This window comes from Tatumella ptyseos (assembly GCF_030552895.1).
GTDB classification, from domain to species: domain Bacteria; phylum Pseudomonadota; class Gammaproteobacteria; order Enterobacterales; family Enterobacteriaceae; genus Rosenbergiella; species Rosenbergiella ptyseos_A.
The window spans coordinates 229,856-255,756 of the sequence record NZ_CP130649.1 but is presented as its reverse complement, the minus strand read 5'-3'; the positions used below and the strand labels follow the sequence as shown (position 1 = coordinate 255,756).

General features: G+C 47.3%; 24 protein-coding genes. 9 read left to right on the top strand and 15 right to left on the bottom strand.

All coding sequences use genetic code 11. From position 1 onward, the window contains the following. The first annotated feature begins 3 nt into the window (after nucleotides 1-3). The 4 genes from QJR74_RS01305 to QJR74_RS01290 all read left to right on the top strand — a co-directional run bounded on the left by QJR74_RS01305 (nucleotide 4) and on the right by QJR74_RS01290 (nucleotide 4,621). Nucleotides 4-786, top strand: a complete 783-nt coding sequence (locus QJR74_RS01305; protein WP_304372831.1) for a flagellar biosynthetic protein FliR — start codon at nucleotides 4-6, stop codon at nucleotides 784-786. After that, the gene (flhB, locus tag QJR74_RS01300; protein ID WP_304372830.1) at nucleotides 770-1,894 is read left to right on the top strand and encodes a flagellar biosynthesis protein FlhB; all 1,125 of its coding nucleotides are present in this window, start codon (nucleotides 770-772) and stop codon (nucleotides 1,892-1,894) included. Before QJR74_RS01305 ends, flhB begins: the two co-directional genes overlap by 17 nt. Beyond that, the gene (locus tag QJR74_RS01295) at nucleotides 1,887-3,968 is read left to right on the top strand and encodes a flagellar biosynthesis protein FlhA (RefSeq protein WP_304372829.1); all 2,082 of its coding nucleotides are present in this window, start codon (nucleotides 1,887-1,889) and stop codon (nucleotides 3,966-3,968) included. The genes flhB and QJR74_RS01295 overlap by 8 nt, the downstream gene beginning before the upstream one ends. Before the next feature lie 134 nt (nucleotides 3,969-4,102). Next, nucleotides 4,103-4,621, top strand: coding sequence for a tetratricopeptide repeat protein (locus QJR74_RS01290; RefSeq protein WP_304372828.1), 519 nt, complete (start codon nucleotides 4,103-4,105; stop codon nucleotides 4,619-4,621). Nucleotides 4,622-4,663: 42 nt separating this feature from the next. On the opposite strand, the gene QJR74_RS01285 is transcribed toward QJR74_RS01290, so the two are convergent. Next, nucleotides 4,664-4,960 carry a hypothetical protein gene (locus QJR74_RS01285; RefSeq protein ID WP_304372827.1) on the bottom strand — a complete coding sequence of 99 codons (297 nt, stop codon included), beginning with the start codon at nucleotides 4,958-4,960 and terminating at the stop codon, nucleotides 4,664-4,666. Between the two features lie 321 nt (nucleotides 4,961-5,281). Between QJR74_RS01285 and metR the strand changes: the two genes are divergently transcribed. From metR to glpQ, 3 genes are all read left to right on the top strand, one after another. After that, nucleotides 5,282-6,199, top strand: coding sequence for an HTH-type transcriptional regulator MetR (gene metR / locus QJR74_RS01280; protein ID WP_304372826.1), 918 nt, complete (start codon nucleotides 5,282-5,284; stop codon nucleotides 6,197-6,199). A gap of 136 nt (nucleotides 6,200-6,335) precedes the next feature. Then, nucleotides 6,336-7,685 (top strand): glycerol-3-phosphate transporter, encoded by a 1,350-nt coding sequence (gene glpT, locus QJR74_RS01275; protein ID WP_304372825.1) that lies wholly within the window; start codon nucleotides 6,336-6,338, stop codon nucleotides 7,683-7,685. Nucleotides 7,686-7,694: 9 nt separating this feature from the next. Next, the gene (gene glpQ / locus QJR74_RS01270; protein WP_304372824.1) at nucleotides 7,695-8,756 is read left to right on the top strand and encodes a glycerophosphodiester phosphodiesterase; all 1,062 of its coding nucleotides are present in this window, start codon (nucleotides 7,695-7,697) and stop codon (nucleotides 8,754-8,756) included. 42 nt (nucleotides 8,757-8,798) lie between these two features. On the opposite strand, the gene yigL is transcribed toward glpQ, so the two are convergent. The 13 genes from yigL to lptM form a co-directional block, all read right to left on the bottom strand. Next, on the bottom strand, nucleotides 8,799-9,605 hold the full coding sequence (gene yigL, locus QJR74_RS01265) for a sugar/pyridoxal phosphate phosphatase YigL (protein ID WP_304372823.1): 807 nt from the start codon (nucleotides 9,603-9,605) through the stop codon (nucleotides 8,799-8,801). A gap of 48 nt (nucleotides 9,606-9,653) precedes the next feature. Continuing rightward, nucleotides 9,654-10,649, bottom strand: a complete 996-nt coding sequence (gene pldB, locus QJR74_RS01260; RefSeq protein ID WP_304372822.1) for a lysophospholipase L2 — start codon at nucleotides 10,647-10,649, stop codon at nucleotides 9,654-9,656. A gap of 2 nt (nucleotides 10,650-10,651) precedes the next feature. Next, entirely contained in the window at nucleotides 10,652-11,272 is a 621-nt protein-coding gene (rhtC, locus tag QJR74_RS01255) for a threonine export protein RhtC (protein WP_304372821.1), read from the bottom strand. A gap of 29 nt (nucleotides 11,273-11,301) precedes the next feature. Next, the gene (gene recQ, locus QJR74_RS01250) at nucleotides 11,302-13,125 is read right to left on the bottom strand and encodes an ATP-dependent DNA helicase RecQ (protein WP_304372820.1); all 1,824 of its coding nucleotides are present in this window, start codon (nucleotides 13,123-13,125) and stop codon (nucleotides 11,302-11,304) included. Between the two features lie 16 nt (nucleotides 13,126-13,141). Beyond that, on the bottom strand, nucleotides 13,142-14,023 hold the full coding sequence (gene pldA / locus QJR74_RS01245) for a phospholipase A (RefSeq protein WP_304372819.1): 882 nt from the start codon (nucleotides 14,021-14,023) through the stop codon (nucleotides 13,142-13,144). A 251-nt stretch (nucleotides 14,024-14,274) separates the two neighbouring features. Continuing rightward, entirely contained in the window at nucleotides 14,275-14,511 is a 237-nt protein-coding gene (locus QJR74_RS01240) for a DUF1471 domain-containing protein (RefSeq protein ID WP_304372818.1), read from the bottom strand. Between the two features lie 300 nt (nucleotides 14,512-14,811). Continuing rightward, nucleotides 14,812-15,765 (bottom strand): magnesium/cobalt transporter CorA, encoded by a 954-nt coding sequence (gene corA / locus QJR74_RS01235; protein WP_304372817.1) that lies wholly within the window; start codon nucleotides 15,763-15,765, stop codon nucleotides 14,812-14,814. Between the two features lie 317 nt (nucleotides 15,766-16,082). Next, the gene (gene uvrD / locus QJR74_RS01230; protein WP_304372816.1) at nucleotides 16,083-18,245 is read right to left on the bottom strand and encodes a DNA helicase II; all 2,163 of its coding nucleotides are present in this window, start codon (nucleotides 18,243-18,245) and stop codon (nucleotides 16,083-16,085) included. A 46-nt stretch (nucleotides 18,246-18,291) separates the two neighbouring features. Continuing rightward, a complete protein-coding gene (yigB, locus tag QJR74_RS01225) occupies nucleotides 18,292-19,008 on the bottom strand; it encodes a 5-amino-6-(5-phospho-D-ribitylamino)uracil phosphatase YigB (protein WP_304372815.1) in 717 nt (238 codons plus the stop codon). Then, a complete protein-coding gene (gene xerC, locus QJR74_RS01220) occupies nucleotides 19,008-19,919 on the bottom strand; it encodes a tyrosine recombinase XerC (RefSeq protein ID WP_304372814.1) in 912 nt (303 codons plus the stop codon). Before xerC ends, yigB begins: the two co-directional genes overlap by 1 nt. After that, nucleotides 19,916-20,626: a DUF484 domain-containing protein gene (locus QJR74_RS01215; protein WP_304372813.1), complete on the bottom strand. Its 711-nt coding sequence runs from the start codon at nucleotides 20,624-20,626 to the stop codon at nucleotides 19,916-19,918. The genes xerC and QJR74_RS01215 overlap by 4 nt, the downstream gene beginning before the upstream one ends. Next, nucleotides 20,623-21,447, bottom strand: coding sequence for a diaminopimelate epimerase (gene dapF / locus QJR74_RS01210; protein WP_304372812.1), 825 nt, complete (start codon nucleotides 21,445-21,447; stop codon nucleotides 20,623-20,625). The genes QJR74_RS01215 and dapF overlap by 4 nt, the downstream gene beginning before the upstream one ends. Before the next feature lie 27 nt (nucleotides 21,448-21,474). Next, complete coding sequence (lptM, locus tag QJR74_RS01205; protein ID WP_092676691.1) at nucleotides 21,475-21,651, bottom strand: LPS translocon maturation chaperone LptM; 177 nt, start codon at nucleotides 21,649-21,651, stop codon at nucleotides 21,475-21,477. A 160-nt stretch (nucleotides 21,652-21,811) separates the two neighbouring features. Between lptM and cyaY the strand changes: the two genes are divergently transcribed. Continuing rightward, nucleotides 21,812-22,129 carry an iron donor protein CyaY gene (cyaY, locus tag QJR74_RS01200; RefSeq protein WP_304372811.1) on the top strand — a complete coding sequence of 106 codons (318 nt, stop codon included), beginning with the start codon at nucleotides 21,812-21,814 and terminating at the stop codon, nucleotides 22,127-22,129. Nucleotides 22,130-22,131: 2 nt separating this feature from the next. Here cyaY and QJR74_RS01195 read toward each other — a convergent pair whose 3' ends face one another. Continuing rightward, nucleotides 22,132-24,690, bottom strand: coding sequence for a class I adenylate cyclase (locus tag QJR74_RS01195; protein WP_304373932.1), 2,559 nt, complete (start codon nucleotides 24,688-24,690; stop codon nucleotides 22,132-22,134). A 274-nt stretch (nucleotides 24,691-24,964) separates the two neighbouring features. Here QJR74_RS01195 and hemC point away from each other — a divergent pair, with 274 nt between their 5' ends. Further along, complete coding sequence (hemC, locus tag QJR74_RS01190; protein ID WP_304372810.1) at nucleotides 24,965-25,897, top strand: hydroxymethylbilane synthase; 933 nt, start codon at nucleotides 24,965-24,967, stop codon at nucleotides 25,895-25,897. Nucleotides 25,898-25,901: the final 4 nt, after the last annotated feature.

Sequence of the window (25,901 nt, the reverse complement as noted above, 5' to 3'; positions counted from 1 at the left end):
GGAATGCTGGACTTAACAGGCTTCTACAGTCACCTTCTTACCCTATTGTTACCTTGGGTACGCATACTCGCTTTCTTACAGTTCAGCCCCCTAGCGGAAAGCACTCTGATCTCGCGAAAAATTAGGCTGCTGCTTTCTGTGGTACTCACCGCACTTATCGGACCACTGCTTCCCCTGCCCCCTTCACCCGCTCTCCTCTCCGGTACTATGTTGGTATTAGTCGTGGAACAAATTGGCTGGGGGGCGATTTTCGGTCAGCTGCTTCAGTTCGCTTTCTCGTCGTTACAAACGGCAGGACAAATTATTGCGATGAATATGGGCTTATCCATGGCGGTTCAGAACGATCCGGTAAATGGAACGAGTAACACGCTGGTTGCACAGCTTTTCAACTTAACCGCGATGTTAATTTTCTTTGCGGCTAACGGGCACCTACTCCTCGTGACCGTGTTATATAAAGGCTTCATCTATTGGCCTATCGGTGCGGCATTAAGCTGGCCGAGCTTACAGGTGATTATCAGTAGCTTTGGCTGGATTATCTCCGCAGCCGTTATTATCGCGCTCCCGTCGACGATTATTATGTTACTGATCCAAGGCGTTTTTGGATTACTGAATAAGGTTTCACCTAGTCTTAATTTATTCTCACTCGGCTTTCCCCTCGCGACCTTGGCCGGTATCCTAAGTATTGCGCTGCTGGTCCCATCCTTATCTGAGCATTATTTATCGTTAACTAATCAGATTATTCACCAGTTTGATCTATTGCGAGGTAGCAATGTCTCAAGCCAGTGATAAAACGGAAAAAGCGACCCCCGGTAAACTTAAAAAGGCTCGCGAAAAAGGGGATACCAGTCGTGCGAAAGAGCTATCCTCTGCGGCATCGTTGGCTGTTGCCTTCGCCACCTTACTACTGCTTGCCCCTTGGTATTGGCACTTGGTTGCGGAGTTATTTCAACGTCTCCCTCAGTACCGGATCGGCGCCAATTCAAACGATGACTTATTTGCTCTGGTGGCAAGTGCGCTGCATTGTGTACTACTCATCGTGCTCAGCTTTTGTATGGTGCCTGTAGCCGGAAGCTTAGTCACTCTTTTTAGTGGTGGCTGGATCTTTAGCCTGTCTAAACTCTTACCCGATTGGAAGCGGCTCAATCCATTGACAGGTATCGCCCGCCTCTTTGCCATGGATAACCTCATTGAGTTGAGCAAGGTGATGGTGAAAAGCATACTTATTTTAGTGATGCTGGTAAGCGTACTACGTCATGCCTTACCGGAGATCATGTTACTCTCTCGCCTGAGCTGGCCGAGTGGACTTGCGATTGGCTTGTCACTCGCGGCAAAACTTTTCGCGTACTTCGTCGTATTAATGGTTGTCTTTGCCTTAGTGGAATGGCCGCTAAGCCGCTATCAATTCCAGCGTAAAATGCGTATGAGCCGTCAAGAAGTGAAAGACGAGTTTAAAAATACCGAGGGGAATCCGCAGATTAAAGGCCGTTTGCGTCAACTTCAGCGACAGATAGCTCAAGGTCAACTGCGTCAAAGCGTTCCACAAGCCAATGTGATCATTACCAATCCCACCCATTACGCCGTGGCATTGAAATATGATCCTCAAGCCGCCGCAGCGCCCTATGTGGTCGCGAAAGGGATTGACGATCTGGCGCTGTTTATCCGTCAACTGGGCCAAGAGCATGCGATTGAGGTCGTGGAATTCCCCCCCTTAGCCCGTGCGGTGTATGCCTCGACTCGAGTCAATCAACAGATCCCCCACCAGCTCTATCAGGCCATCGCACATGTATTAACTTATGTCATGCAGCTACGCCGGTGGCGGGAAGATCAATCGTTACAGAAACCACGTATTAATAAAACGTTAGTATTGCCAGACGAAGGACAATTTAGTGAATAAATTTCAACTCACACCATGGGTTAACTCTGTCAAAAAATTCCCATTAGGGCTGCCGATTCTGCTCTTATCGGTATTGTCCATGGTGATTTTACCGTTAAACCCTTTGGTCCTCGATTGCCTATTCACTTTCAATATCGTATTGGCCATCCTCATATTGCTCGTTTCGGTCAATGCCCAACGTCCGCTCGATTTTAGTATCTTCCCAACCTTACTGCTGATCACTACTTTGCTACGGCTCTCATTGAATGTCGCCTCAACTCGGGTGGTACTGCTTCATGGGCATGAGGGCGAAGGCGCAGCAGGGAAAGTCATTGAAGCTTTTGGCCAAGTCGTGATCGGCGGCGATTTTGTTGTAGGGTTAGTGGTTTTCATCATACTGATGATTGTCAATTTCGTGGTCATTACCAAGGGGGCGGAACGGATTTCTGAAGTCTCTGCTCGGTTTACCCTCGATGCGATGCCCGGTAAACAGATGGCCATCGATGCCGAATTAAATGCTGGCGCCATTACTCAAACACAAGCTCGTGAGAGACGAGCGGAAGTGACCCGAGAGGCCGACTTTTACGGTTCGATGGACGGTGCGTCGAAGTTTGTTCGAGGTGACGCTATCGCCGGAATGCTGATTCTGGTGATTAACATGGTCGGCGGGATAAGCATTGGTATGGTGAAATATCATCTCGATGCCAGCCAAGCCTTCCAGCAGTACGTTTTATTAACTATTGGTGATGGACTCGTTGCTCAACTTCCTTCCTTACTGCTCTCCACGGCTGCGGCAATTATCGTTACCCGTGTCAGCGACGGGCAAGATATCCGCCATGAGGTCCGCGAGCAGTTACTGGCCCAACCGGCCGTTCTTTATACGGTAGCGGGCATTATGTTTGTTATGGCTCTTGTGCCAGGCATGCCGCATATCGCATTTCTCAGCTTCACCCTTTTATTAGCTTTTACCGCATGGCGTCAGTCTAAGCGTATTACGGCAGCGAAAGTCATGCCAAGTACCGAGATTACCCCTCATCTTGACGTACAAACTCCGCCGTTAGAGTGGGAGAGTCTCACCCAGACAGAAGCCCTCGGTCTAAACCTAGGGTATAAGTTGGTGACACTTATTGATCCAGCCCAAGGCAGCTTACTCTCTCAACGTATCACCGGTGTTCGGCAAATCCTGTCAGAAAATAGCGGTATGCTACTGCCTGAAATCCAAGTCAGAGAAAATTTCCGCCTAAAACCGACCCAATACAGCATCATGGTTCAGGGGATCCAAGCCGCTATGGGGGAGGTCCACGCCGATAAATTAATGGCGTTAGCGAGTAATGAGATTTATGGTGAGCTCGACGGGATTCTGGGAACAGATCCGGCCTATGGAATGTCTGCGATCTGGATAGAGCCGAGCCAAAAAAGCCAAGCCTTACGTTTTGGCTATCAAGTCGTTGACTGTGCCAGTGTCATTGCAACCCATGTCAATAAAGTGGCCAAACTCCATCTGCCAGATCTTTTTCAATACGACGATATCACTCAACTTCACAAACGCCTCGCGGCTCAAGCACCACGATTGAGCGAGGATCTCCAACAGGCTCTGACCTATGCACAACAATTACGTATTTACCGTGCCTTACTGCTTGATGGCGTGAGTTTAAAAGACATTGTGACCATCGCCACGGCACTATTGATGGGCCATCAGGTCACTAAAGATCCGTTATTACTTGCCGCCGACGTACGTTATGCGTTACGTCGACAAATTGTGCAGGGTATTAATAAAAATCGCTCTCAATTCGCGGTATTTACCTTGAGCGATGAACTCGAGAACTTACTGTTAAGAGCCCAGCAAGCAGCAGGGAATAAAGAGTTGGATAATGTTCCTCTCGATCCCCACTTGTTATCACAACTGCAGACCAATATGCCGTTGATCACCCAACAAATGAAGGCCGAGAATTTACCGCCTGTATTGATCGTCCCTCCGACGTTACGCCCTCTACTTGCCCGCTATGCGCGTTCCTTCTCCAGCGAACTGTATGTTCTTTCCTATAATGAAGTGCCTGAAGACCGAGAAGTTACGATACGCGGGCACTTAACCTAAAAGTGTGCTTTTACGCGATTGCCCTCTCTTTCGGAGTTCGGCGCAAAGCCCCGCAGCAAATATCAGCGTACACTCTTCTCACTCACCCATAGGGAACCTCTCCCTGTGGGTCCTTCATTAAAAAGAGAGGGCCTATGAAATTTCTATTCCCTGCCAGTGTGGCAGCATTGGCGCTAACCCTTTCGGGCTGTAGCACTTACCACCGATTTGTTGATTATTTTTCCTCTTCTTCCCCAACCCCGACTTATGCTCAGCAAGCAGAACTCGACCAACATATTAAGGGCTGTGAAAAGCAACAGGGTGAAGAGTGCCTGGCTGCAGGGACAATGTATGAACTACGCGGTAGCGATTATTATTCGCAAGCTCTGCGCTATTATCAGTTAGGAACTGGGTTGAAGCAGCCTGCGGCCTATAGTGCATTGGGGCATATGTTTGAAAACGGTTATTCTGTCCCGCAAGATTTAACACGTGCTCGTGAACTCTATCAACAAGGGGCTGAACTGGGCGACGCAACCTCTTACCTCTATTTATCGAACCTTTATCGTTACGGACGAGGCGTTGATAAAAATCAGCTGAAAGCGAGACAGTACGCCAGCCTCGCTTGTAAGAAGGGAAATGTGATGGCGTGTAGTGCCCGCCGTCAGAGTCAATAATTGAGATTTTCGACATGCCCCGCGATACGCTCAAGCGGGGTATCAGGATACCTTATCGAGACGTTCTGTCATCCAGTCAATATCGGACAAACATGCCCCATGGATGTCATAAACGCTTGGGCCTATCTCATTCGGGTACTCGTACTCTTCGAAAGCTTCGAGGTGTTCGAGATCAGCATGCGGGGATAACAATGGAATCAGCCGAGTGAGTGCTTGTCCTTCCAACTGGGTCGCGCCATGATTCAATTTAAAACTATCAGCCGCCCACATTAGATAAGTCTCCCACTCCAAATGGTGAGATCGTGTGGCCTGAGCAATCAAGGTATCATTCTTTTTCATCGTGCTGTCACTGCTCCTTTGTCATATCAACTCTGCTGAAGGACGACTACCTCTTGTCCTCAGCGTCCTTATTTATCCACTCATTAAAATCTATGTAATCCAGGACGGAACGTCAAGGTAAGTAGGGCCACTTGTTAACGCATTAGTGAACCTAAGATGAAAAGTTCATTCGATAAAAGAGTGATGAAAAAATTGCGTAATCAAAGTGAAGAAAAATAACGTAGATGTTTAGACATCCAGATGTTTACACACCCAGCAATAATCAGTACATTGGTTTATTAAGATAATGACAAGCTATAATTCCCACCGTTAAGGCGTACCATGATTGAGATTAAGCATCTGAAAACACTGCAGGCATTAAAGCATACGGGGTCGTTGGCCGCCGCAGCCGCACATCTGCACCAAACTCAGTCAGCACTCTCCCATCAGTTTAGTGACATTGAGCAGCGTTTAGGCTTTAAGCTCTTTATACGTAAAAGTCAGCCACTACGCTTTACTCGGCAGGGTGAAGTATTGTTACAACTCGCGGACAGCGTGCTACCCCAAGTTCATCAAGCGTTGCAGGCCTGCCAAGCCCCTCAACAGACCACTTTACGTATTGCGATAGAGTGCCACAGCTGTATTCAATGGATGACGCCAGCATTAAATAGCTTTCGCGAGCAGTGGCCACAGGTCTCAGTCGAATTCGCATCGGGAGTCACTTTCGACCCTCAACCTGCCTTACAGCAAGGTGAATTAGATCTAGTACTCACCTCCGATATTTTGCCAAAGAGCGGACTGCACTACACACCGTTATTCGATTTTGAAGTCAGACTGGTGGTGGCGGTCGGCCATCCTCTCGCCACCAAAGCAGTCATCTTACCGTCAGATCTGACCGACGAAACACTACTTATCTACCCAGTGCAACGTCAACGTATGGACATCTGGCGTCATTTCCTACAACCTGCTGGCGTAAACCCATCCTTAAAAGCGGTCGATAACACCCTATTACTGATCCAGATGGTCTCTGCCAATATGGGGATTGCCGCATTACCGCACTGGGTTGTTGAAAACGTTGAGCGGCAAAAACTGGTGGTCACTCGCACATTAGATAATGGCATTTGGAGCCGTCTATACGCGGCGACTCGAGAAGGTGAAAATCGTCAACCAGTGTTAGATGCCTTTATTACCCATGCTCAACAACACGCACGTCAATTGCCTTTTGTCAGGGATGCTTCCGGGGCCTTGATCACGGCTTAGTCCATGAGAACAATATTTTAAATATTTTGTAACATTTGTGTGATAGGTCAAAGTTACCGGGCACAATAATCGTTACCCTTGCCGCATGACCACACGAAAGCTTTACTTTCGTGCCCATCCGATTAGGGAGAAGACGATGTTCAATCTTTTTAAACCGGCTGCACATGCCGCGCCACTTGACGATAAGCTTATCGACCCCACCTACCGACGACTGCGTTGGCAGATTTTTATCGGGATATTTTTTGGCTACGCAGCTTACTATTTAGTCAGAAAAAATTTCGCTTTAGCGATTCCTTCGCTGGTTGAACAGGGCTTTAGCCGGGGTGATTTAGGCTTCGCCTTATCAGGGATTTCAATCGCTTACGGTTTCTCGAAATTTATTATGGGCTCGGTCTCTGACCGTTCCAACCCCCGCTATTTTCTCCCCGCAGGATTGATTTTAGCCGCGCTGGTGATGCTGATGATGGGCTTTATTCCATGGGCTACCTCAAGCATTATGGTGATGTTTTTCCTGTTATTTTTATGTGGTTGGTTCCAAGGCATGGGATGGCCGCCTTGTGGTAGGACGATGGTTCACTGGTGGTCACAAAAGGAGCGCGGTGGAATCGTTTCGGTATGGAACTGTGCTCATAACGTAGGCGGCGGCATCCCTCCACTGCTATTTTTACTAGGAATGATGTGGTTTGGTGATTGGAAAGCGGCTTTTTACATGCCTGCATTCTTAGCGATCATCATCGCCTTAATCGCCTTCGCACTGATGCGAGACACCCCGCAGTCCTGTGGATTACCCCCTATCGAAGCCTATAAAAATGATTATCCCCCTAACTACAGTGCTGAGAGTGAAACTGAGCTAACGACTAAGCAAATCTTTAGCCAATATATTCTGCCCAATAAACTCTTGTGGTATATCGCCTTAGCTAACGTGTTCGTCTATTTACTGCGTTATGGGATTCTCGATTGGTCGCCAACTTACTTAAAAGAAGTTAAACATTTCACGTTGGATAAATCGTCCTGGGCCTACTTCTTTTATGAGTATGCAGGGATCCCCGGCACCCTACTTTGCGGATGGGTTTCCGATAAGGTCTTTAAAGGAAACCGTGGGATCACTGGCGTTGTCTTTATGACGCTAGTGACTATTGCCACCATCGTTTACTGGCTAAATCCCGCGGGTAATCCAGCTATCGATATGGCCTGCATGACGGTGATTGGCTTCCTTATTTATGGGCCAGTCATGTTAATCGGCTTACACGCATTAGAGTTAGCCCCGAAAAAAGCGGCAGGAACGGCGGCAGGATTTACCGGCCTCTTCGGCTACTTGGGCGGTTCCGTTGCGGCCAGTGCTATTGTTGGTTACACCGTTGATTTCTTTGGTTGGGACGGTGGCTTCTTGGTGATGATTGCCGGTTCAGTGTTAGCGGTACTTCTGCTACTGCTCACCACGGTGAGTGAGAAGAAACATAAACAAGCCTTGCTGCAAAATGACTAGGGGAAGAGAATGAAATATATATTGACGGGGCTTGCCTTATTCTCCTGCACTATTTTCGCCCAAGCTAACGCGGATAAGCTCGTTATTGCCCATCGCGGGGCCAGTGGCTATCTGCCCGAGCACACTTTACCTGCTAAAGCGATGGCTTACGCACAAGGTGCTGATTATCTCGAACAAGATGTTGTCATGACGCGCGATGATCAACTTGTCGTCCTTCACGACCACTTCTTAGATCGGGTTACCGACGTCGCTAAGCAGTTCCCTAACCGCCATCGTGCAGATGGCCGTTATTATGCGATTGACTTCACTCTAGCGGAAATCAGGCAACTTCACTTCACTGAGGGCTTTCATCTCGAAGGTAAAAAGCAGGTCCAGAATTACCCTGGTCGTTTCCCGATGAGTAGTTCAACCTTCCACGTTCATACCCTTGCGGAAGAACTAGAATTTATTCAGGGGCTTAACCACTCAACAGGAAAAAATATTGGTATTTATACCGAGATAAAATCGCCGTGGTTCCATCGTAAAGAAGGTAAAGATATCAGCAAAGCCGTACTGATGACCTTGAAACAGTATGGCTACACTAAGCGATCTGACAAAGTGTGGTTGCAGTGTTTTGATTACGATGAGCTTCAGCGAATAAAACAGACCCTAGAGCCAGAACTCGGGATGGACTTAAAGCGGGTGCAGTTAATTGCTTATACCAAGGATAATGAGACACAGACACTGCAAGATGGGCAATGGCGTAATTATCATTACGATTGGATGATGACCCCTGCGGGTATCGAGAAATTATCGAAGACAGTAGACGGTATTGGTCCTGATTATCATATGCTCATCGATTCAACATCCACCCCAGGTCATATCCGTTTAACCCCGATGGTCGCTGCGGCCCATCGTTACAAGCTACCTATCCATCCCTATACGGTCCGCGCGGATCAACTGCCTAATTATGTCAGTAATGTTGACGAGTTATACCAGATACTTTACCAACAAGCCGATGTTGCAGGACTGTTTACCGATTTTCCGGATAAGGCTGTCTCCTGGCTAGCCACGCATCCCCTCTCTAACTAACCCTACAAGTAGGCTGCTGAGTACTCAGCAGCCTTTTACTCATCACTCCGCTACGGCAAACAGCTTACGGAGATAATGTGGCACCGCATCTTGTCCATTAGGGCCGATAACAGCGAGTTCCGGTAAAAGGTCTTTCAATCGTTGTTGGCCATTTTCCATAATGCAGCCTTTGCCTGCCATACTCAGCATCTCTTTATCATTCATCCCGTCACCAAAAGCGATACAGTCTTCCAAGCTATATCCTAAGCGGCGAGAAACGCTATCAAGCGCATGACCTTTAGACACCCCACCCGCCATCACTTCTAAGCATATTGGTAATGAGAAACTGACGTTAACCCGATCGCCAAAGCGGGAGACAAGTGCCTCTTCAAGCTGGACCAGACGCTGGTGATCGTTACAGGTGAAGAATACTTTGCTTACGCCCTCAACCGAGAAATCGGCTGGGTTGTAAAGCTGATAACGGAAATCTGATTCCATAAAAAATGAAGCCTCATCACGGCTTTCCCGAGCAATAAACCACTCATCGTCTCGATAGATCTGGGTGAGTATTTCAGGATCGTTATAGCTAAGTGTGATCAACTCTTCCGCTATCGAGCGTTCAAGATTGTGTGCAAACACTAAGTTCCCTTCAGTATCATGCACTCGCGCACCATTCGACGTGATCATATAAGCCTCTATCCCGAGTTTCTCCCGGATCTGTCCCACGTCCACATGGTGGCGACCGGTTGCAAAGACAAAAGAAACGCCTTTTTCGGTGACACGTTGTAATGTTTCCGCAGCAAAGTCAGTCAAGGAGTGCTCTGGTGAGAGCAGCGTCCCATCGAGATCCGAAGCAACAATTTGGTACATGACTACCTCTCAACAATACAGGCTCAAAACCATTTCAAACCTGAAAAATTAACGACTAAAGGTTGAAAAATATTCCGTGATCTTCTGCAAGGCATCTGCACGGATTTCATCTTTTTCAAACAGAATTTCATGGCGAGCACCTTCCATCACCTGTGGATGATCGCCATAACAAGGAAAGCCCGCTAAATTTCTCGCCAACGAGAAACGATCTTGGGCGTGGTTATCGACTACCTGATCCTCACTGGCTTGCAGTAGCAAGATTGGGTGGTGTAATTCTGAAGCGATGCTCTCGATATATCGACCGGTCAGAATCGCCTCACGTACCCAGTGTGTAGTTGGCCCACCAAGTTGTAATTCAGGCTGGTCAGCGTAACAGCGTAAGCTACGTTGATAACGAACCCGACTATGGGTCAGATTATTGATCCCAAAGGGCGTGGCATGCCAGCGGCCTGTCCCAAACGCAAAACCTTCTCGTAAATGCGGGCGTGAGGCCGTCCAATTCAGAATACGCTCTACCACCCATTCTGGCATCGGAAGAATAATGCCGAACATCGGCGCCACTAGCGCAGTTGCCGTGAATAGCGAAGGGTGGCGCTGAGATAAAAGGGTTGCGATAGCCCCCCCCATTGAATGGGCGAGAACAAAGGACTGCTGATAACGACCACCTGATAATTCTAATTCACATAACCGTTCTAAATCATCGACATAATCAGAAAACTGCGCCACGTGTCCTAACTGTGGGTCATCCAGTAGCCGATCTGATAGACCTTGGCCTCGATGATCGATAACAAAAATATCGTAACCACAATTAAACAGGTCCCATACCACCTCAGGGTATTTGCTATAGCTTTCTGAGCGACCTGGCACAATAAAAATGGCTTTCTTGTGCGAGCCCGCAGTCATGCACATATAACGTACTACGATGCCATCTTTACCGACGAATTGACGCTCTTGCCGCTGCCGCCAAAACGATAGCAAAGGACCGGTGACAAACGCAGAAAACGATTTTTCTCGATGCGTCCATTGTGACTGGTGTTTTTTCATTCTTACCGCGAAAAGATCAAATGTAAGCCAAAGGCGACGAATAGCGTTCCAGCGATGCCATCAATCCACTTCGCCAACTTCTGGTATCTAACTTTCACCCAAGGGAGTGAGAAGAGTGTGGCGACCAAACTAAACCAAATCAATGTTTCTGCCACGATTAGCATAAAGATTGCGGTACGTGTCGCACTACTCACATCATCCCCAACAATTAATGAAAAGATACTTCCAAAATAGACGATGGCTTTAGGATTAGAGAGATTCGTTAATAAGCCACGTAAAAAGATATTTTTCTTACGCGAGGTTTTAATTGGGGTGTCTTCTGCGCGGGGCAATTGTGGCTGACGTGCAGACCTGATCATTTGAATCCCCATCCATATCAAGTAAGCTCCCCCCGCCCACAGAATGAGTTGATGTAACCAAGCCATCTGTTTAAGAAGCAGATTCAGGCCGAGCAGGGCAACCGCCGACCAAATAGCGACCGCAAGCGTGATGCCGATTACGCCTTTAAATGCATCACGTCGGGATTGGCTCGCCGCCGTCTGTGAAATAAAGAAAAAATCAGGACCTGGGCTGGCTAAGGCTACGATTTGGACGATAGCAACAGTAATAAAAAGGGATAGCATCAAAGCTCCTTGTTAAGGCGTAGAGGGAGTTATTCATCGTCCAAGTGTTGTTTAATCAATTGCATAAAGGGTCGTCCAAAACGTTCTAATTTACGTTGTCCAATCCCATTTATGCCTAACATTTCTGAGGGTGATATGGGTTGAATCTCAGAAAGTTCAATCAGTGTTGCATCGTTAAATACTACGTAGGGAGGAATATTTTCCTCATCCGCAATCGCCTTACGTAATTTCCGTAATTTAGCAAAGAGCTTTTTATCGTAATGGCTTCCTGACAAACGGCTCATCACCGGACGGGACTTAGTCACAATGATGCGAGGAACCGCCAATTGCAGAGGAGATTCGCTACGTAAGACAGGACGCGCACTTTCTGTCAGTTGTAGTGCAGAGTGCTGACTAATGTTTTGGGTAACCAATCCGAGGTGAATGAGTTGGCGTAATACGCTAACCCAATGTTCGTGACTCTGGTCACGACCAATCGCATAAACCGGTAACTTATCGTGACCGAACTCTTTAATACGCTGATTGGCGGCTCCCCTAAGGACTTCGACGATATACCCCATACCAAATCGTTGGCCGACGCGATAAATGGTCGAAAGCGCTTTTTGTGCATCGACTAAGCCGTCGTAACGACGTGGCGGGTCCAAACAAATATCACAGTTACCACAGGCGGCTTGACGATTTTCACCAAAGTAGTTGAGCAGTACTAGACGGCGGCAAGTTTGCGCCTCGGCAAATGCGCCCATAGCATTGAGCTTATGCCGTTCAATGTCTTGGCTTAACCCAGGGGTTTTCTCATCAAGACAGCGGCGTAACCATCCCATATCGGCAGGATCGTACAACATCATCGCCTCGGCGGGTAAACCGTCACGTCCCGCTCTCCCTGTCTCCTGATAATAGGACTCGATATTACGCGGAATATCTAAATGGAAAACAAAGCGGACATTGGGTTTATTAATTCCCATCCCAAATGCGACGGTCGCGACAACGATTTGTAAGTCATCGCGCTGAAAAGCTTCTTGTACCCGAGCTCGCTCATCAGTGTCGAGCCCTGCATGATAGGCACCGACACTCCATCCCCGACTTTGCAACCGAGCAGTAATATCTTCAACTTTGGCCCGACTGTTACAGTAAATAATCCCGCACTTACCCCGCTGGTCACGGAGATAGGTGAGTAATTGATCTGTTGGTTTATATTTATCGACCAGCGTGTAGCGAATATTAGGGCGGTCGAAACTACTTATTTGAATAAAAGGCTCATGGAGCTGCAAGCGTTGTAAGATATCTTGACGAGTCGTACTGTCTGCAGTGGCCGTTAACGCCATGATGGGTAATGTAGGGAAGCGTTCCCGTAGACGACCAATAGCACCATATTCAGGACGAAAATCATGTCCCCATTGCGAAATACAGTGCGCCTCGTCTACCGCAATCAAGGCAGGATTCCAACTGCTCAAGGTGTCGAGAAAACTCTCCATCATGAGTCGTTCTGGCGCCACATATAACAGCTTAACTTTACCTTCCCGACAGTCTTGATAAATCTGCTGCTGGATCTCTCTAGGTTGGCTTGAATTGAGGCTCTCCGCGCTCACACCGTTGGCACGCAGCTGGTCGACCTGATCTTTCATCAGTGAAATGAGGGGGGAAACCACCAGCGTTAGCCCATTACGGACTAACGCGGGTATTTGGTAACACAGTGACTTACCACCGCCAGTAGGCATTACGACAAGACAATCTTGTCCAGAGATTGCCGCTTGAATAATACTATCTTGACCGGGACGGAACTGCTGATAACCAAAGGTTTCCTGCAGTACTTGGATGGCATCAGCCTCCCGGTCCGTTTCTAGCAATGTTGCCACGCGCTACCTGTTTTAATCAGAGAACATCATTAAGAGTTAGACCAATACCAACCCGTGTTTGACGGTGATTATAGTCGATCAACGACTCGCCATAACCACTGTAGACTTGGGTATAAAATCTGACGTTGTGGGTGATTGGATAGCTCCAGCCAAGTTGAGCACCGCCATAACCAGAATTCCAGTTATATTGCCCCTCGACACTGAAGACGCTTTCACCCCATTTGTAGCCCAATTTAGCACGATAATGTCCCATATATTTGATGATATCTGGGTTATCGTCGTCACCCCCGCCCGTATCAAGGCGTACCCAAGGCTTAATTTCAGCCGTCATGTTACCATTTTCCGCCATCAAACGCAGGTAACCCCGGTTCCAGCTTCGAGAGGTCGGGTCGCTGCGTCCGTTCGATTCATGGTTAAGGCCGGTTTCGACATCACGTAGCGTCCAATCACCTAATGAGTAATCTGTTGCCCAGCCAACGAAGAGTTGCGGTTCGTAATTGGTTTCACGGAAAGGGGAAGATTCTTTGCTATTGGAAATTTGCCACCAAGAACGCTGGGTGTAAGAAGCCGCTAACACTGAGTTATCGCCGAGAATACCGCGCCAAATTGGGAAAGCTAAGCTTAATTGGAATTTCAGCTCGTCTTTACGCGCATTATGGCCCCAGTTATAGCTTTCAATGGCGCCTTTATTCATATTACTGGTGTAGGTATACAACACATAGTTACTTTCATAAGGATAGAGAACGAAAGCGCTATCATGTTTTTGTAATAGATTTGAGATAATGCTGCCATGAACAGGCGCGTTATTTTGTACCCCTACATCATAGCCATTACTTTCTGCGTTAGCGCCCAGAGGTAACGCTAGCGCTGCCGCTAATACCAAACACTTTCGTTGCATAGTTGTCCCTATCACCCGTAATTGATCAAATTCGTCAAATGTGACTAAAAAATTCTGACTAAGGGCGTAATTTTGACCTGAAATGGCTTTTTATGACAGCAGAATATGATGATAAAAGAGAACTTCTCTGTACTACTTGAAATTGGTACGTATTTAGGTGGGGGTCAGAGGGCAGCGGGAAAGACTTAAGGGTAGGAGAGATGATTTTTATAGGAGGATGAAAACCACGCACCACCCTCCAAAACAACTGATTAATTCTTACGACCTAACCCTGATACATCTTGAATATTGTGCAGTACTGCCGTCATTCGGACGAAGTTACCTGAACTAGCGCCCGTTATGGTGTACTCTGCATCGTGGTTATCGGCAATCTTCATAATTTTATTTTCAGCGCCTTGTAACGAGATATCCGTTACAGAGATACTTTTTGCAAAAGAAACGGCCGGTAGTGCAAGTAAAGCAAGCATAGCGATAGTTGTTTTTTTCATAATTAAGACTCCCTTGGTGTGAGCCCTAAAGGTACATTTTTGGTCGTAATTAAGCGTTTCCTTTTGTAAAAAACTGAATTAAATATTCATATTATTTAATATATTTTTTGACAAAATGCGCCATTCATCACATAAAATCTGATTCGATTTCATATAAAAATGATAGATATCAAAAACTAACGGTATTTACATTTAATGATATTTATCATTATCCCAGAGCTATTCATCCTCCACTGCTCTTAAGCCTTCGCTCTCAGTTAAGGCCCATAAAAAACGGCGCTAAAAGCGCCGAAAAAGAGGTTATAACCAGTTTTTACGTTTAAAATAGAGATAGGGGGCTAAACCTGCCAATATCATTAGTAAAATAGCGCCTGGGTACCCAAAACTCCACTTTAGCTCCGGCATAAATTCAAAGTTCATCCCGTAACTTGATGCGACTAAGGTCGGTGGTAAAAAGACCACTGACACCACTGAGAAGATCTTGATAATACGGTTTTGCTCGATACTGATAAAACCCATCGCCGCTTGCATCAAGAAGTTTACTTTTTGGAAGAGTGACTCATTGTGGGGCAGTAACGAGTCAATATCTCGTAGTACTTCTCGCGCTTGCTCCAATTGATTGGCTGGGAGGCGAGCTTTACGAATCAAGAAGTTTAACGCGCGTTGGGTATCCATTAGACATAGACGAACTTTCCATCCAATATCTTCTAACTCTGCCAGCCGAGAGAGTGCTGCGTCGTACTCCTCCCCCTGTTGCCCTTCCATGATTACCCGACTTAATTTTTCTAAGGCGCTATAAATATTTTCGATCTCGTCAGCAAGCTGCTCGATTTTCGTCTCGAAAAGATCTAATAGGACTTCAAAGACATTACCATCGACTAACGTTTGGCTGCGCGCACGCATCCGATATAAACGGAAAGCAGGAAGTTCACGCTCACGTAACGTGAAAAGACGTCCGTCACGGATAGTAAATGCTACCGTAGCGTTGCCAGCGTGGTCGTCGGCATCTTCATAAAAGAAGAATGAGTGGATATGTAAGCCGTCTTCATCCTCAAAAAAACGTGCTGACGCTTCAATATCTTCCAGTTCTGGCCGAGTTGCCAAACCTTGGCCTAATGTTTGTTGCACCAGATCACGTTCATCTTCTTCTGGCTCAATTAAATCTACCCAAACGGCGTTAGAGAGCGCGACATTACTCTCTTCAGGTTCCATCCGGCTTAAGCGATTTTCTTCGAGTTTGAAAGCACTCAACATAGCAGTATGACTCCCCTTGCTTATCGGCAGGGACAAGACAAAGCCATTCCTCACTTATCTCAATGAGTAAAGTAGCGTTACTTGAACACGGGGCTCACAGATTGTGAAAATATCAGTGCTGACGATCTTGATGACGGGAAATAATCACCGGTAAACAGCTAAGTTCACCGGTCAGAGAACGGTAACCTTAGCAGTTTTTCCTAATCAGTAGGAAATTGATCCAGCATCGACTGGGTGTGTCCAAGGTCATTGTCCTCTAAGAATTATAGTGCGCGCATGTTACGCCGAGACGAAAATATCGTCAAGAACCCTCACGATTAAACTGTTTCTAAACGTGCATAAGCTGCAACAAGCCATTTCACTCCTTGGCCTTGAAAGGCGATTTGTAGGCGACAATGTTCGCCACTCCCCTCAAGGTTGATAATAGTGCCTTCCCCGAACTTGCTATGACGGACTCGCTGACCCAATGACCAGCCACTATCATTGGCTACTACCGGCGCGCCCATTCGTTTGGTGTCGACCGGACGCGTAATATTCGCACGCGATCGAACCTCTTCGACACACTCTTCTGGTAACTCGCCAATAAACCGTGATGGACGATGGCTAACTTCCTTACCATATAAACGTCTGCTTTCTGCAAAGGTGAGCGTCAGTTTTTTCATCGCTCGAGTGACCCCAACATAGGCAAGTCTTCGCTCTTCCTCCAAACGACCACTCTCTTCAATGGACATTTGACTCGGGAACATTCCTTCCTCCATGCCAACAATAAAGACTTGGCTGAATTCAAGGCCCTTCGCCGAGTGCAGGGTCATCAGTTGTACCGCGTCTTGCCACTTGTCTGCTTGCCCTTCGCCCGCTTCCAGAGCGGCATGGGAAAGAAAAGCTTGTAGTGGCATTAAGTCTTCATTTTCATCTTGATAGCTAAATTGACGGGTTGCGGTGACCAACTCTTCCAAGTTTTCTATACGGGCTTGGCCTTTTTCCCCTTTCTCTTGCTCATACATTATCCACAAACCAGAATCTTTAATCACCCGATCGGTTTGGACATGGAGCGGCATTTCTCCCGTTTCGTACACTAAGGATTCGATTAATTCGATAAAGCGCTGTAAGGCCGATGCGGCACGCCCAGCCAGGACTTTCTCTTGTAAAAGTTCACGAGCACTTTGCCAGAGTGTCATTTGTCGGTCGCGAGCAAACTGACGAACCACATCCAGCGTCCGGTCGCCAATCCCCCGCGTAGGAGTGTTGACCACCCTTTCAAACGCCGCATCGTCGTTACGGTTCGCCATTAAGCGTAAATAAGCCAAAGCATCTTTAATTTCTTGCCGTTCGAAGAAGCGCATCCCGCCATAAATACGGTAGGGCAAAGTACTTTGTAGTAAGGCTTCTTCGAGTACCCGTGACTGGGCATTACTGCGATAGAGTATTGCACAGTCGGCTAATGCCCCCCCCTGTTCATGCCATTGCCGAATACGGTTAACGACAAAACGTGCCTCATCCAACTCATTGAATGCACAATACAGAGAGATAGGTTCGCCGGAATCATCTTCCGTCCAAAGCTCTTTACCGAGCCGTCCCGAGTTATTAGCAATCAGAATGTTTGCGGCTTGAAGAATGTTTCGTGTGGAGCGATAGTTTTGCTCCAGGCGAATAGTCTGTGCGCCAGGAAAATCAGTAAGGAAGCGTTGAATATTTTCAACTTGCGCGCCACGCCATCCATAAATTGATTGGTCATCATCGCCAACAATCATCACTTTACTGCTATCCCCCGCTAACATCCTGATCCAAGCATATTGAATGTTATTAGTGTCTTGGAATTCGTCGACTAACAGATTAGTGAAGCGTTCACGATAATGATTCAGTAGATGGGGTTTGTTAAGCCATAATTCGTGGGCGCGCAGTAGTAGCTCAGCAAAATCAACCAGCCCGGCACGGTCACAGGCTTCCTGATAAGCTTGATAGATAGATAACCAGGTTTTCTCAACGGGGTTACCATAACTATCGATATGTTTAGGCCTTAATCCTTCGTCTTTTTTCCCATTGATGTACCACATGGCTTGACGGGCTGGCCACTGTTTATCATCCAGATTTAGCGCTTTAATTAATCGTTTAAGAAGACGTAATTGGTCTTCACTATCAAGGATTTGGAAATCAGCAGGCAAGCCTGCATCCAGTGGATGCGCGCGTAATAAGCGATGTGCCAAACCGTGGAACGTACCAATCCACATCCCCCCTTGGCTCGTCCCGACCACTTCTTCAATACGATGGCGCATTTCGGCCGCGGCTTTGTTAGTAAAAGTCACCGCCATAATCGAATAAGGTGAACAGCGCTCGACGGTTAATAACCAAGCGATTCGATGCACTAAAACACGCGTTTTACCACTGCCTGCGCCAGCTAGAACCAATAAGTTACTCCGCGGAGCGGCTACCGCCTCGCGCTGTTTATCATTTAAGCCGTCGAGCAGTTCAGAAACGTCCATAAGCACCGTTGCATTTGTAAGGGGAGGCTGTATATATCTACAGCCATTATAGCAAGCTGGTCAGTGAATCCAACCGTGAAATTTCGAGATGGGGGATCACTCGCGCTGAGCTAGCGGTGAGAAGATTCTGTTGGCGGTCATTGATCCAGCACGCTTGAAAGCCTGCCACAACTGCCCCCTTTACATCGGTAATCAAGTCATCGCCAACATGTAGAATAGTGTTAGGCGCTAGGCGTAAGTGCTGTGCGGCAATCTGATAGAGGTCACCAGAAGGCTTCGCTTTACCATCCGGCCCAGCACGTAACACTAGTGAGAAGTATTGAGCAATTCCCAACTGTTCAGCATCGGCATTCCCATTAGTAATGGCGACTAATGGGATGTTAGTTGCTAATTCAGCGAGTACCTTATGGGTTATTTCAGGAATATGGGCTGCACTCCGCCATTGATGGAAGACAGTCATCACCTCTTCGGCCCCTGCTTGCGCTTGTGCAAGACTCATCCCTGCTTTTTTGATTAAGCTCACCAAGGTTGCCTGACGCCAGGCCGTGACATCATGAACGATTTCAGGCTGTTGCTGCTCAATCCATAGCCGTTCACAATCGTAGTCCTGCGGGGTGAGGGTCGCTAAACTCGGATGCCACGCTTGTAGTGCTTGATGCGTTTTTTCCACCGTAGTGAGAATAACTTGCCGATTATCATAAAGCGTATCATCCAAGTCGAAAGTCATTGCCTGCGGGCGATTAATGGGGCGATAAAAGCGCATTAGTTTTTACCTCGTTTAGCACGGGGATGGGCGGCATCGTAGACTGAAGCGAGATGCTGAAAGTCTAAATGAGTATAGATCTGCGTTGTGGACAGATTCGCATGACCTAAAAGCTCCTGCACTGCGCGCAAATCTCCGCTTGATTCTAACATATGCGTGGCAAAAGAGTGGCGCAGCTTGTGGGGATGCACATGAGTATTAAGGCCTTGCAGAACGCCCCACTGTGCAAAACGCTTTTGCACGTTACGCGTGGATATACGCTTTCCTTGTTGCGAGATAAAAACCGCCTCATCTTCTGGCAGAAATAATTCTCGCATCTCTAGCCAACGAACCAACCATTCGACGGCTGTACGACCGATAGGTAAACGCCGCTCTTTACTCCCTTTCCCGACAACCCACACTTCACCCGACTCAAGTTCAAGGTGCTGATAATCTAAATTCACAAGTTCCGAGAGACGTAGGCCACCGCCATACATCACTTCAAGCATAGTACGATCACGTACCGATAGCGGATCGTTCAGATCAATTGAGAGTAATTGACCAACCGAATCGACATCGATATTTTTGGGTAGGGGCCGACCCGCCCGGGGAGTGGCAATACCTTTAGCGGGATTAGCCGCTAAGAATCCTTGGGAGACTTGCCAATCGAGAAAGCTGCGTAGTGCCGATATCCGTAAAGCCAGACTTGACGCTTTTAACCCTTCTCGACGCGATGCCGCCGCCATGGAGCGAATCAACACAGGAGTAAGTTGTGACCATGCGCTAAGCGATGCGGCCGTGAAAAAGGCACAGATGAACTGTAGTTGCCTTTGATAGTTAGAAATCGTTAAAGGGCTAAGCTGACGCTCTACTCGTAGATAGCGTAAATACTCTTCACAGCGCAGAAATAGCCCATCGCTTTTCTCCGTCATACACGGCTTATCCATCGCGTCAATAAATGAGGCAAGAATCCGGCTATACAATCCAAAAGCTCAGTCCCCATCCCGGGATGATAATGGTCTTTATTACGACTACTGAAGATAAGAACTCCCACGTCTTGTCCTGACTCTGTCAATAACGATAACGCCACAGAACCAATGGCTTTCGCTTCCGGCATCAACAACAGCAGTTCTGGACCTTGAAGAGGGCCAAGATAATGACTGTCATGGGTAAATCGTTGTAGCTGAAGCGGCGTGAAACTGTATCGATCCAAACCTAAGTGGTGAAATCCGGATGGTGCAGCCAACTGCCAGCTATCATTAAATAAACGAAACGTGGCGCCCGCTAAGCCAAGCCCTCTTGCCCAGTGATGTAATCGGCTTTGTAGGTCGGCGAGATCATTGGCTGTCGCGAGATGTGATTGCAGATGGAGAAGCTGCCCAACCAAATGCTGGTTAGCTTGCGCTTGCTCCATTAATAACGTGATTTCTTGCTCTAAATTAGCAATATGTTGGCGCTGACGGGTGAGCTGCCATTCGACCAAAGAGACACTGCCTTTTACCGGATGAGGGATGATCATCTGTTCAATTTGCCGGGCATTTTGAATAAAAAAATCTGGGTGCTCGCGCAAATACTCGCTCACACGCTCATCATCGAGTGGTTGACTCAGTAAAGGTGCCTGTTCTTGGTGAGTGGTCATAAGTGAATAAATCCATCATAAACGTGAGTGGCAGGTCCGGTCATAAATAAAGGCGTTCCCGGACCCTGCCAAGCAATATGCAGTGTCCCCCCTGGGAGATCAACCCGAACATTCTGACTCAGCAGACCTTGTTGGATACCACTCGCTACCGCCGCACATGCACCACTACCACAGGCTTGGGTTTCTCCTGCGCCACGTTCATAGACACGCAAACGGATATGTTCACGATTAATGACTTCCATAAAACCAACATTCACTCGCTCAGGAAATCGCTCGTGACTTTCTAAAATAGGCCCCAAGACTTCAACCTCTGCCGTCGCAGTCGCTTGTACTTGGATAACACAATGGGGATTTCCCATTGAGACCGCACCAAACATGACGGTTCTCTCCTCAACCCTTAAGAGGTAGAGGCTTTCAGCTTTATTGGCTCTAAAGGGAACCTCAGCCGGCTCAAATTTGGGTTCCCCCATATTGACCTGTACCAGCTCATCACGATTAACCGTTAATACCATCTGTCCAGCTTGTGTGCTGACCCGAATACTGTTTTTATTCGTTAGCCCTTTTAAACGAACGAAACGAGCAAAACAGCGTGCCCCATTGCCACACTGTGCAACTTCACTGCCATCAGCATTATAAATGCGATAGTGAAAATCGAGGTCTGGATCATAGGGGGGTTCTACGACCAATAATTGGTCGAAACCAATCCCTAAATGGCGATCGGCTAAGCGTCGGATCAGTTCTGGAGAAAAAAACACATTCTGAGTAACGGCATCAACCACCATGAAATCGTTACCTAGGCCATGCATTTTAGAAAACTGCATGCTTCACCCCGTTGCCATGTCGGCTGACTATAAGTTATCGGATTTTTTATTCGATTTTTTGAAAACACCTTGGTCGTAACCGGTATTTTGGCCCTGCTGCTTACCCGAACTGTCTTTTGGGAAATAGAGTGGACCTTTTAAACCACAACCGGTTAACGCAATAACGGCAATAAACAGCGTATATTTAGCCACAGCATTCTTCATTGTTATTTACTCACTTAACTTTCTATTCTACGTATCATCGCAGTTGAAACGGGAAAAGCAACAGAAAATAGTGGAATAGGTCGATGATAAGCCTCACTAACTAAATCCCAGATGACCCACTGTTAAGCAATCGTTATACTAGTCAAAAAGAGGAGTGAGCATGAACGACAGCGAATTTCATCAACACGCAGACCAATTGTTGCTAACTATTGAAGAACGTTTAGACGAGCACGATGGCGATACGGATATTGACTACGAGACCCATGGCAATGTGATGACCCTGAGTTTCGAGAATGGAACCAAAATCATCATTAATCGCCAAGAACCCTTACACCAAGTTTGGCTCGCCACAAAAGCGGGCGGCTACCATTTTTCACTAAAAGGTGGCCATTGGATCTGTGATAGGACCGGAAGTGAATTTTGGGCGTTACTCGCTGAAGCCTGTACGGTACAAGCAGGTGAACCCGTTTCTTTCTAAAATCACGGGCGATAAGGCGATTGTGGTAGACTATTCAATCCAAGTTGCGGAGAGACCCTCTCCGTGACTTCATCTTGGCTAGGCGAGTGGAAATTGATAATGGTCGCCCGTCCATGTTGCTCAACCACTTGGTAAAATTGCGGCAGGTTGAAGTTGATCGAGGAGGTTCCAAAGGTCAATCGATCGTGGGAAGCTGAATAAAACCGGCAAACATCACGCATCAGCTCGTCTTTACTCCCTTCACAGTGCTGATAGACCTCAGCATGGTTTTGCTCATCGAGCACATAGATGCTGAAACTTTCCGCTGGGGGATGATCTTCAAAGAAAAACTGGATGATCCCTTCACTCGCGTAATTTTTAACAACGGTCGGCAGATTTGCTTGCTTCGAGTCCATCTGTATCGATAGTCCCTGTAACTTGTTATTAGAAATCGCACCATAAAACTCGACGGCATTTTTGAGTTTTTGGACCGAGACACCCATACGTTCGAAGAATAATCCCCAAGTATCGCTGGCTAATTTCAGTGCTTTGAATCGCCCGGTTTCTTGTCGATTACTAGAAAGACGTAGATCAATACATTCCGAAACAAGCTGCAAGACGCGAGTCCGGATCAATGCACGTAAATGCGGGCTATAGCAGAAGACGTCGACAGCCTCAGGTGGAAGTGCTTCTTGATGCATTTTTCCTAAGATGGTCTTTAGCGCTTCAATCATCGCCGATTCACCTTCGAAATGCAGTGTTCTTACCTCATTCCACGAATTACGGTAAAGCAGGTCTATGCTTCCTATCAAACACTGCTGCTGCTGACCAAAACTAAAAACATCCATTTTACGAAAGTCGAACAGTACAACTTGATCTCGTAATGCCTGAGTAGGATCAGACTCTATATTTACCATCAATGCTAAATGACGGATTTCGCAAGGGCTATAAAGCGCTTTGGGTGTTGGCGCCGCTAAGCGGATAGGAAAATGCGTTGCAATATCGTGAACCAGTTCTTGTAAGCGAGGCAGATCGCATAGGCTCGTCCCCTTAATATGGAGATGCGTCTTTTCCGTCAATAAGCCATTAAACCACGCCCACGCCACCAGCTTGTTTAAATAACGGTTATATTCGAGAGGCTGATGGCTAATGATCGCATTCATCTCTGGCGCCTGATTATACAGATACCATCCTCGCCGATTTGCACGGCCTTCGGCCACGTAAATGAAGGTGAGATGATCTTCAGAGAGATCCGGTGAAATTTGTGGATTAAGCAGTGCCACCTTACCCGGTAAAGCTTCAAATGCGGCGTACAATTTACGCGTCAGCACACCGATATCTTGAGGGCTGGCACTGACACTAAGGTTGTTACGACGCGCAAAGCGGATCAGATTTCGATAGCTTTGCATCATCGCATCAAGTAACTCATTATGAGCAATACGGACTTGTTCAATCTTCCAGTGCATTCGCCCATCAAGTTGAGCGAGGAGCTCACTCCCCCATCCCCAGCGCATCACTAACTGCGCCAAGATTTCTTTACGCCAAGGTGAGAGCTCACCCTGGCTGCCCAATGTCATTTTTTCAGAAACTTTTAAATAAAAACAGCGGCGGACTAAATCTAATCTCGCGGTATCATTGATCGCTTCTAAATAGGCAGTAACTCGCTCAAGCATCATACAGTAGGGATCTAAACCAAAATGGACGATCTCCCCATCATGTAAGCACTGTTTTATTTCTGTCGCGAGTAAGCGTGTATTCGGATATTCCCAGCTATACGCTTCTAATAGAATCGTCTTCAACACGGCCTTATAAGGAGAATCGATACTTTTATACAGTTGCCATAGGCTTGCACCAAAATACTCTTCTGCAGATAGCGTTCCCAATCCCCCCAGATCAATCCATTCGTTGGGTGCGAGTGCCCCCTTGGCGTAAAGCTCCATCACGTATTCATCGTAATGTGACTCATGCTCGCTGGGGACCAAATTCCAGAGAATACGTTTACCCGCCAAGCGCACCGCACTCCGATAAAACTCATCAAGCAGTAAAATATGTTGTGTACTGCCACAATCTTCTTTCCCTAATGCCCCGCTCTCATTCATCCGAAAGCGGTTTTCATCGATCAAAAAGAAGCTGATCTCAACCCCTTGCTTTTTACACCACAGCTGAAGTTGATGACATTTGTTCTGTAACGCTTGACGTTCAGCGCTATCCAACCAAGATTGGTGGCAGACCCAGATATCCAGATCAGAGTCACTGCTCTGACCGATAGAAGACGTACTGCCCATTGAGTAAAGCCCGAGAATAGGCGCATTTTCAGGCGGCGGGGGCAGCGTATGAGTCCTGTTAGGAAGAAGCGTCTCAAGCAGCGACTGTTGGGTCTCATCTGGCGTAAAAAAGCTAATACCATGCGGGGTATTATTGGAGAGGTAACCCGGCATGTCAGGATGATGGTAATGTAAGAGTACGGGAAGCAAACTATAGATGTGACGAAACGCCGCGCTCATCGCTGCGGTTGCACGATCAGTACGCAACTGGTTGATTGCATCTAATCGTTGTTTCAGTGTTTCTATATAGAGATACAAGGCATCACACCCGAACTTATCACAAGAGATTGATAAAATTTTTACCGCGTGATCTGTGCTGCATTTTTTACCGCGGTCGGTCAATCTAACACTGCCACCCCCTCCGGTAAAGCGTGTTAGCCTGCTCACCCTAGCATGGTTACTCAGCCAGCATTGAACAATCTATGTGTTATGGTCAAAAAAACATCGGCTTGCGTTTTCATGGGGTGGAAAGTGCCACATTCTAGGTTTAAATGTTAGGATAATAGGTAAATATAAAAGTATGGTTACCAGTATGACTGATAAAACAATCCGAATTGCCACCCGCAAAAGCCCACTTGCCCTTTGGCAAGCGGAATATGTGAAGCAACAACTCATGGCTCATCATCCAGACCTACAGGTTGAATTGGTCACTATGGTGACCAAAGGCGACATATTGCTTGATAGCCCGCTGTCTAAAGTGGGCGGGAAAGGATTGTTTGTAAAGGAGCTGGAATCTGCGATGCTGGAAGGTCGTGCCGATCTTGCCGTTCACTCAATGAAAGATGTTCCGGTGGCATTCCCTGAAGGGTTGGGACTGGTCGCCATCTGTCCACGCGAGAATCCTTTAGATGCTTTTGTCTCTAACCATTACGACAGTATTGATGCCTTGCCACAAGGTGCAATAGTCGGCACCTCCAGTTTGCGACGCCAATGCCAGTTAAGCGCACTACGACCCGACTTGGTTATTCGCTCGTTACGTGGCAACGTAGGCACTCGGTTATCAAAACTGGATGCAGGTGAATACGATGCCATTATTCTCGCCTCAGCAGGGCTTATTCGCTTAGGATTAACCTCGAGGATCCGTTATTCGCTGCCCCCTGAAGTATCGCTTCCTGCAGTCGGGCAAGGTGCGGTAGGTATTGAATGTCGGATTGATGATACCGAGCTACACCAATTATTAGCACCACTTAATGATGAGGCGACAGCAATTCGCGTCAAGGCGGAGCGTGCAATGAATACGCGCTTAGAGGGGGGATGCCAAGTCCCTATTGCCAGTTATGCATTACTCAACGACGGTAAATTATGGCTTCGCGGGTTAGTCGGGACGCCTGAAGGTGACGTGATTATTGCAGGCGAACGTCAAGGGTTACCTGAAGACGCCGAAGCTTTAGGAATCTCACTGGCCGATGAGCTGTTAGCACGGGGCGCCGGGGACATCCTCAAAAAAATCTACCAAGGGCAGTAATACC

Coding starts and splice junctions, on each gene's coding strand:
- QJR74_RS01305 (WP_304372831.1), top strand. CDS start 4: ATGCTGGACTTAACAGGCTTCTACAGTCACCTTCTTACCCTATTGTTA.
- flhB (WP_304372830.1), top strand. CDS start 770: ATGTCTCAAGCCAGTGATAAAACGGAAAAAGCGACCCCCGGTAAACTT.
- QJR74_RS01290 (WP_304372828.1), top strand. CDS start 4,103: ATGAAATTTCTATTCCCTGCCAGTGTGGCAGCATTGGCGCTAACCCTT.
- QJR74_RS01285 (WP_304372827.1), bottom strand. CDS start 4,960: ATGAAAAAGAATGATACCTTGATTGCTCAGGCCACACGATCTCACCAT.
- metR (WP_304372826.1), top strand. CDS start 5,282: ATGATTGAGATTAAGCATCTGAAAACACTGCAGGCATTAAAGCATACG.
- glpT (WP_304372825.1), top strand. CDS start 6,336: ATGTTCAATCTTTTTAAACCGGCTGCACATGCCGCGCCACTTGACGAT.
- glpQ (WP_304372824.1), top strand. CDS start 7,695: ATGAAATATATATTGACGGGGCTTGCCTTATTCTCCTGCACTATTTTC.
- yigL (WP_304372823.1), bottom strand. CDS start 9,605: ATGTACCAAATTGTTGCTTCGGATCTCGATGGGACGCTGCTCTCACCA.
- pldB (WP_304372822.1), bottom strand. CDS start 10,649: ATGAAAAAACACCAGTCACAATGGACGCATCGAGAAAAATCGTTTTCT.
- rhtC (WP_304372821.1), bottom strand. CDS start 11,272: ATGCTATCCCTTTTTATTACTGTTGCTATCGTCCAAATCGTAGCCTTA.
- pldA (WP_304372819.1), bottom strand. CDS start 14,023: ATGCAACGAAAGTGTTTGGTATTAGCGGCAGCGCTAGCGTTACCTCTG.
- QJR74_RS01240 (WP_304372818.1), bottom strand. CDS start 14,511: ATGAAAAAAACAACTATCGCTATGCTTGCTTTACTTGCACTACCGGCC.
- corA (WP_304372817.1), bottom strand. CDS start 15,765: ATGTTGAGTGCTTTCAAACTCGAAGAAAATCGCTTAAGCCGGATGGAA.
- uvrD (WP_304372816.1), bottom strand. CDS start 18,245: ATGGACGTTTCTGAACTGCTCGACGGCTTAAATGATAAACAGCGCGAG.
- yigB (WP_304372815.1), bottom strand. CDS start 19,008: ATGCGCTTTTATCGCCCCATTAATCGCCCGCAGGCAATGACTTTCGAC.
- xerC (WP_304372814.1), bottom strand. CDS start 19,919: ATGACGGAGAAAAGCGATGGGCTATTTCTGCGCTGTGAAGAGTATTTA.
- QJR74_RS01215 (WP_304372813.1), bottom strand. CDS start 20,626: ATGACCACTCACCAAGAACAGGCACCTTTACTGAGTCAACCACTCGAT.
- dapF (WP_304372812.1), bottom strand. CDS start 21,447: ATGCAGTTTTCTAAAATGCATGGCCTAGGTAACGATTTCATGGTGGTT.
- lptM (WP_092676691.1), bottom strand. CDS start 21,651: ATGAAGAATGCTGTGGCTAAATATACGCTGTTTATTGCCGTTATTGCG.
- cyaY (WP_304372811.1), top strand. CDS start 21,812: ATGAACGACAGCGAATTTCATCAACACGCAGACCAATTGTTGCTAACT.
- hemC (WP_304372810.1), top strand. CDS start 24,965: ATGACTGATAAAACAATCCGAATTGCCACCCGCAAAAGCCCACTTGCC.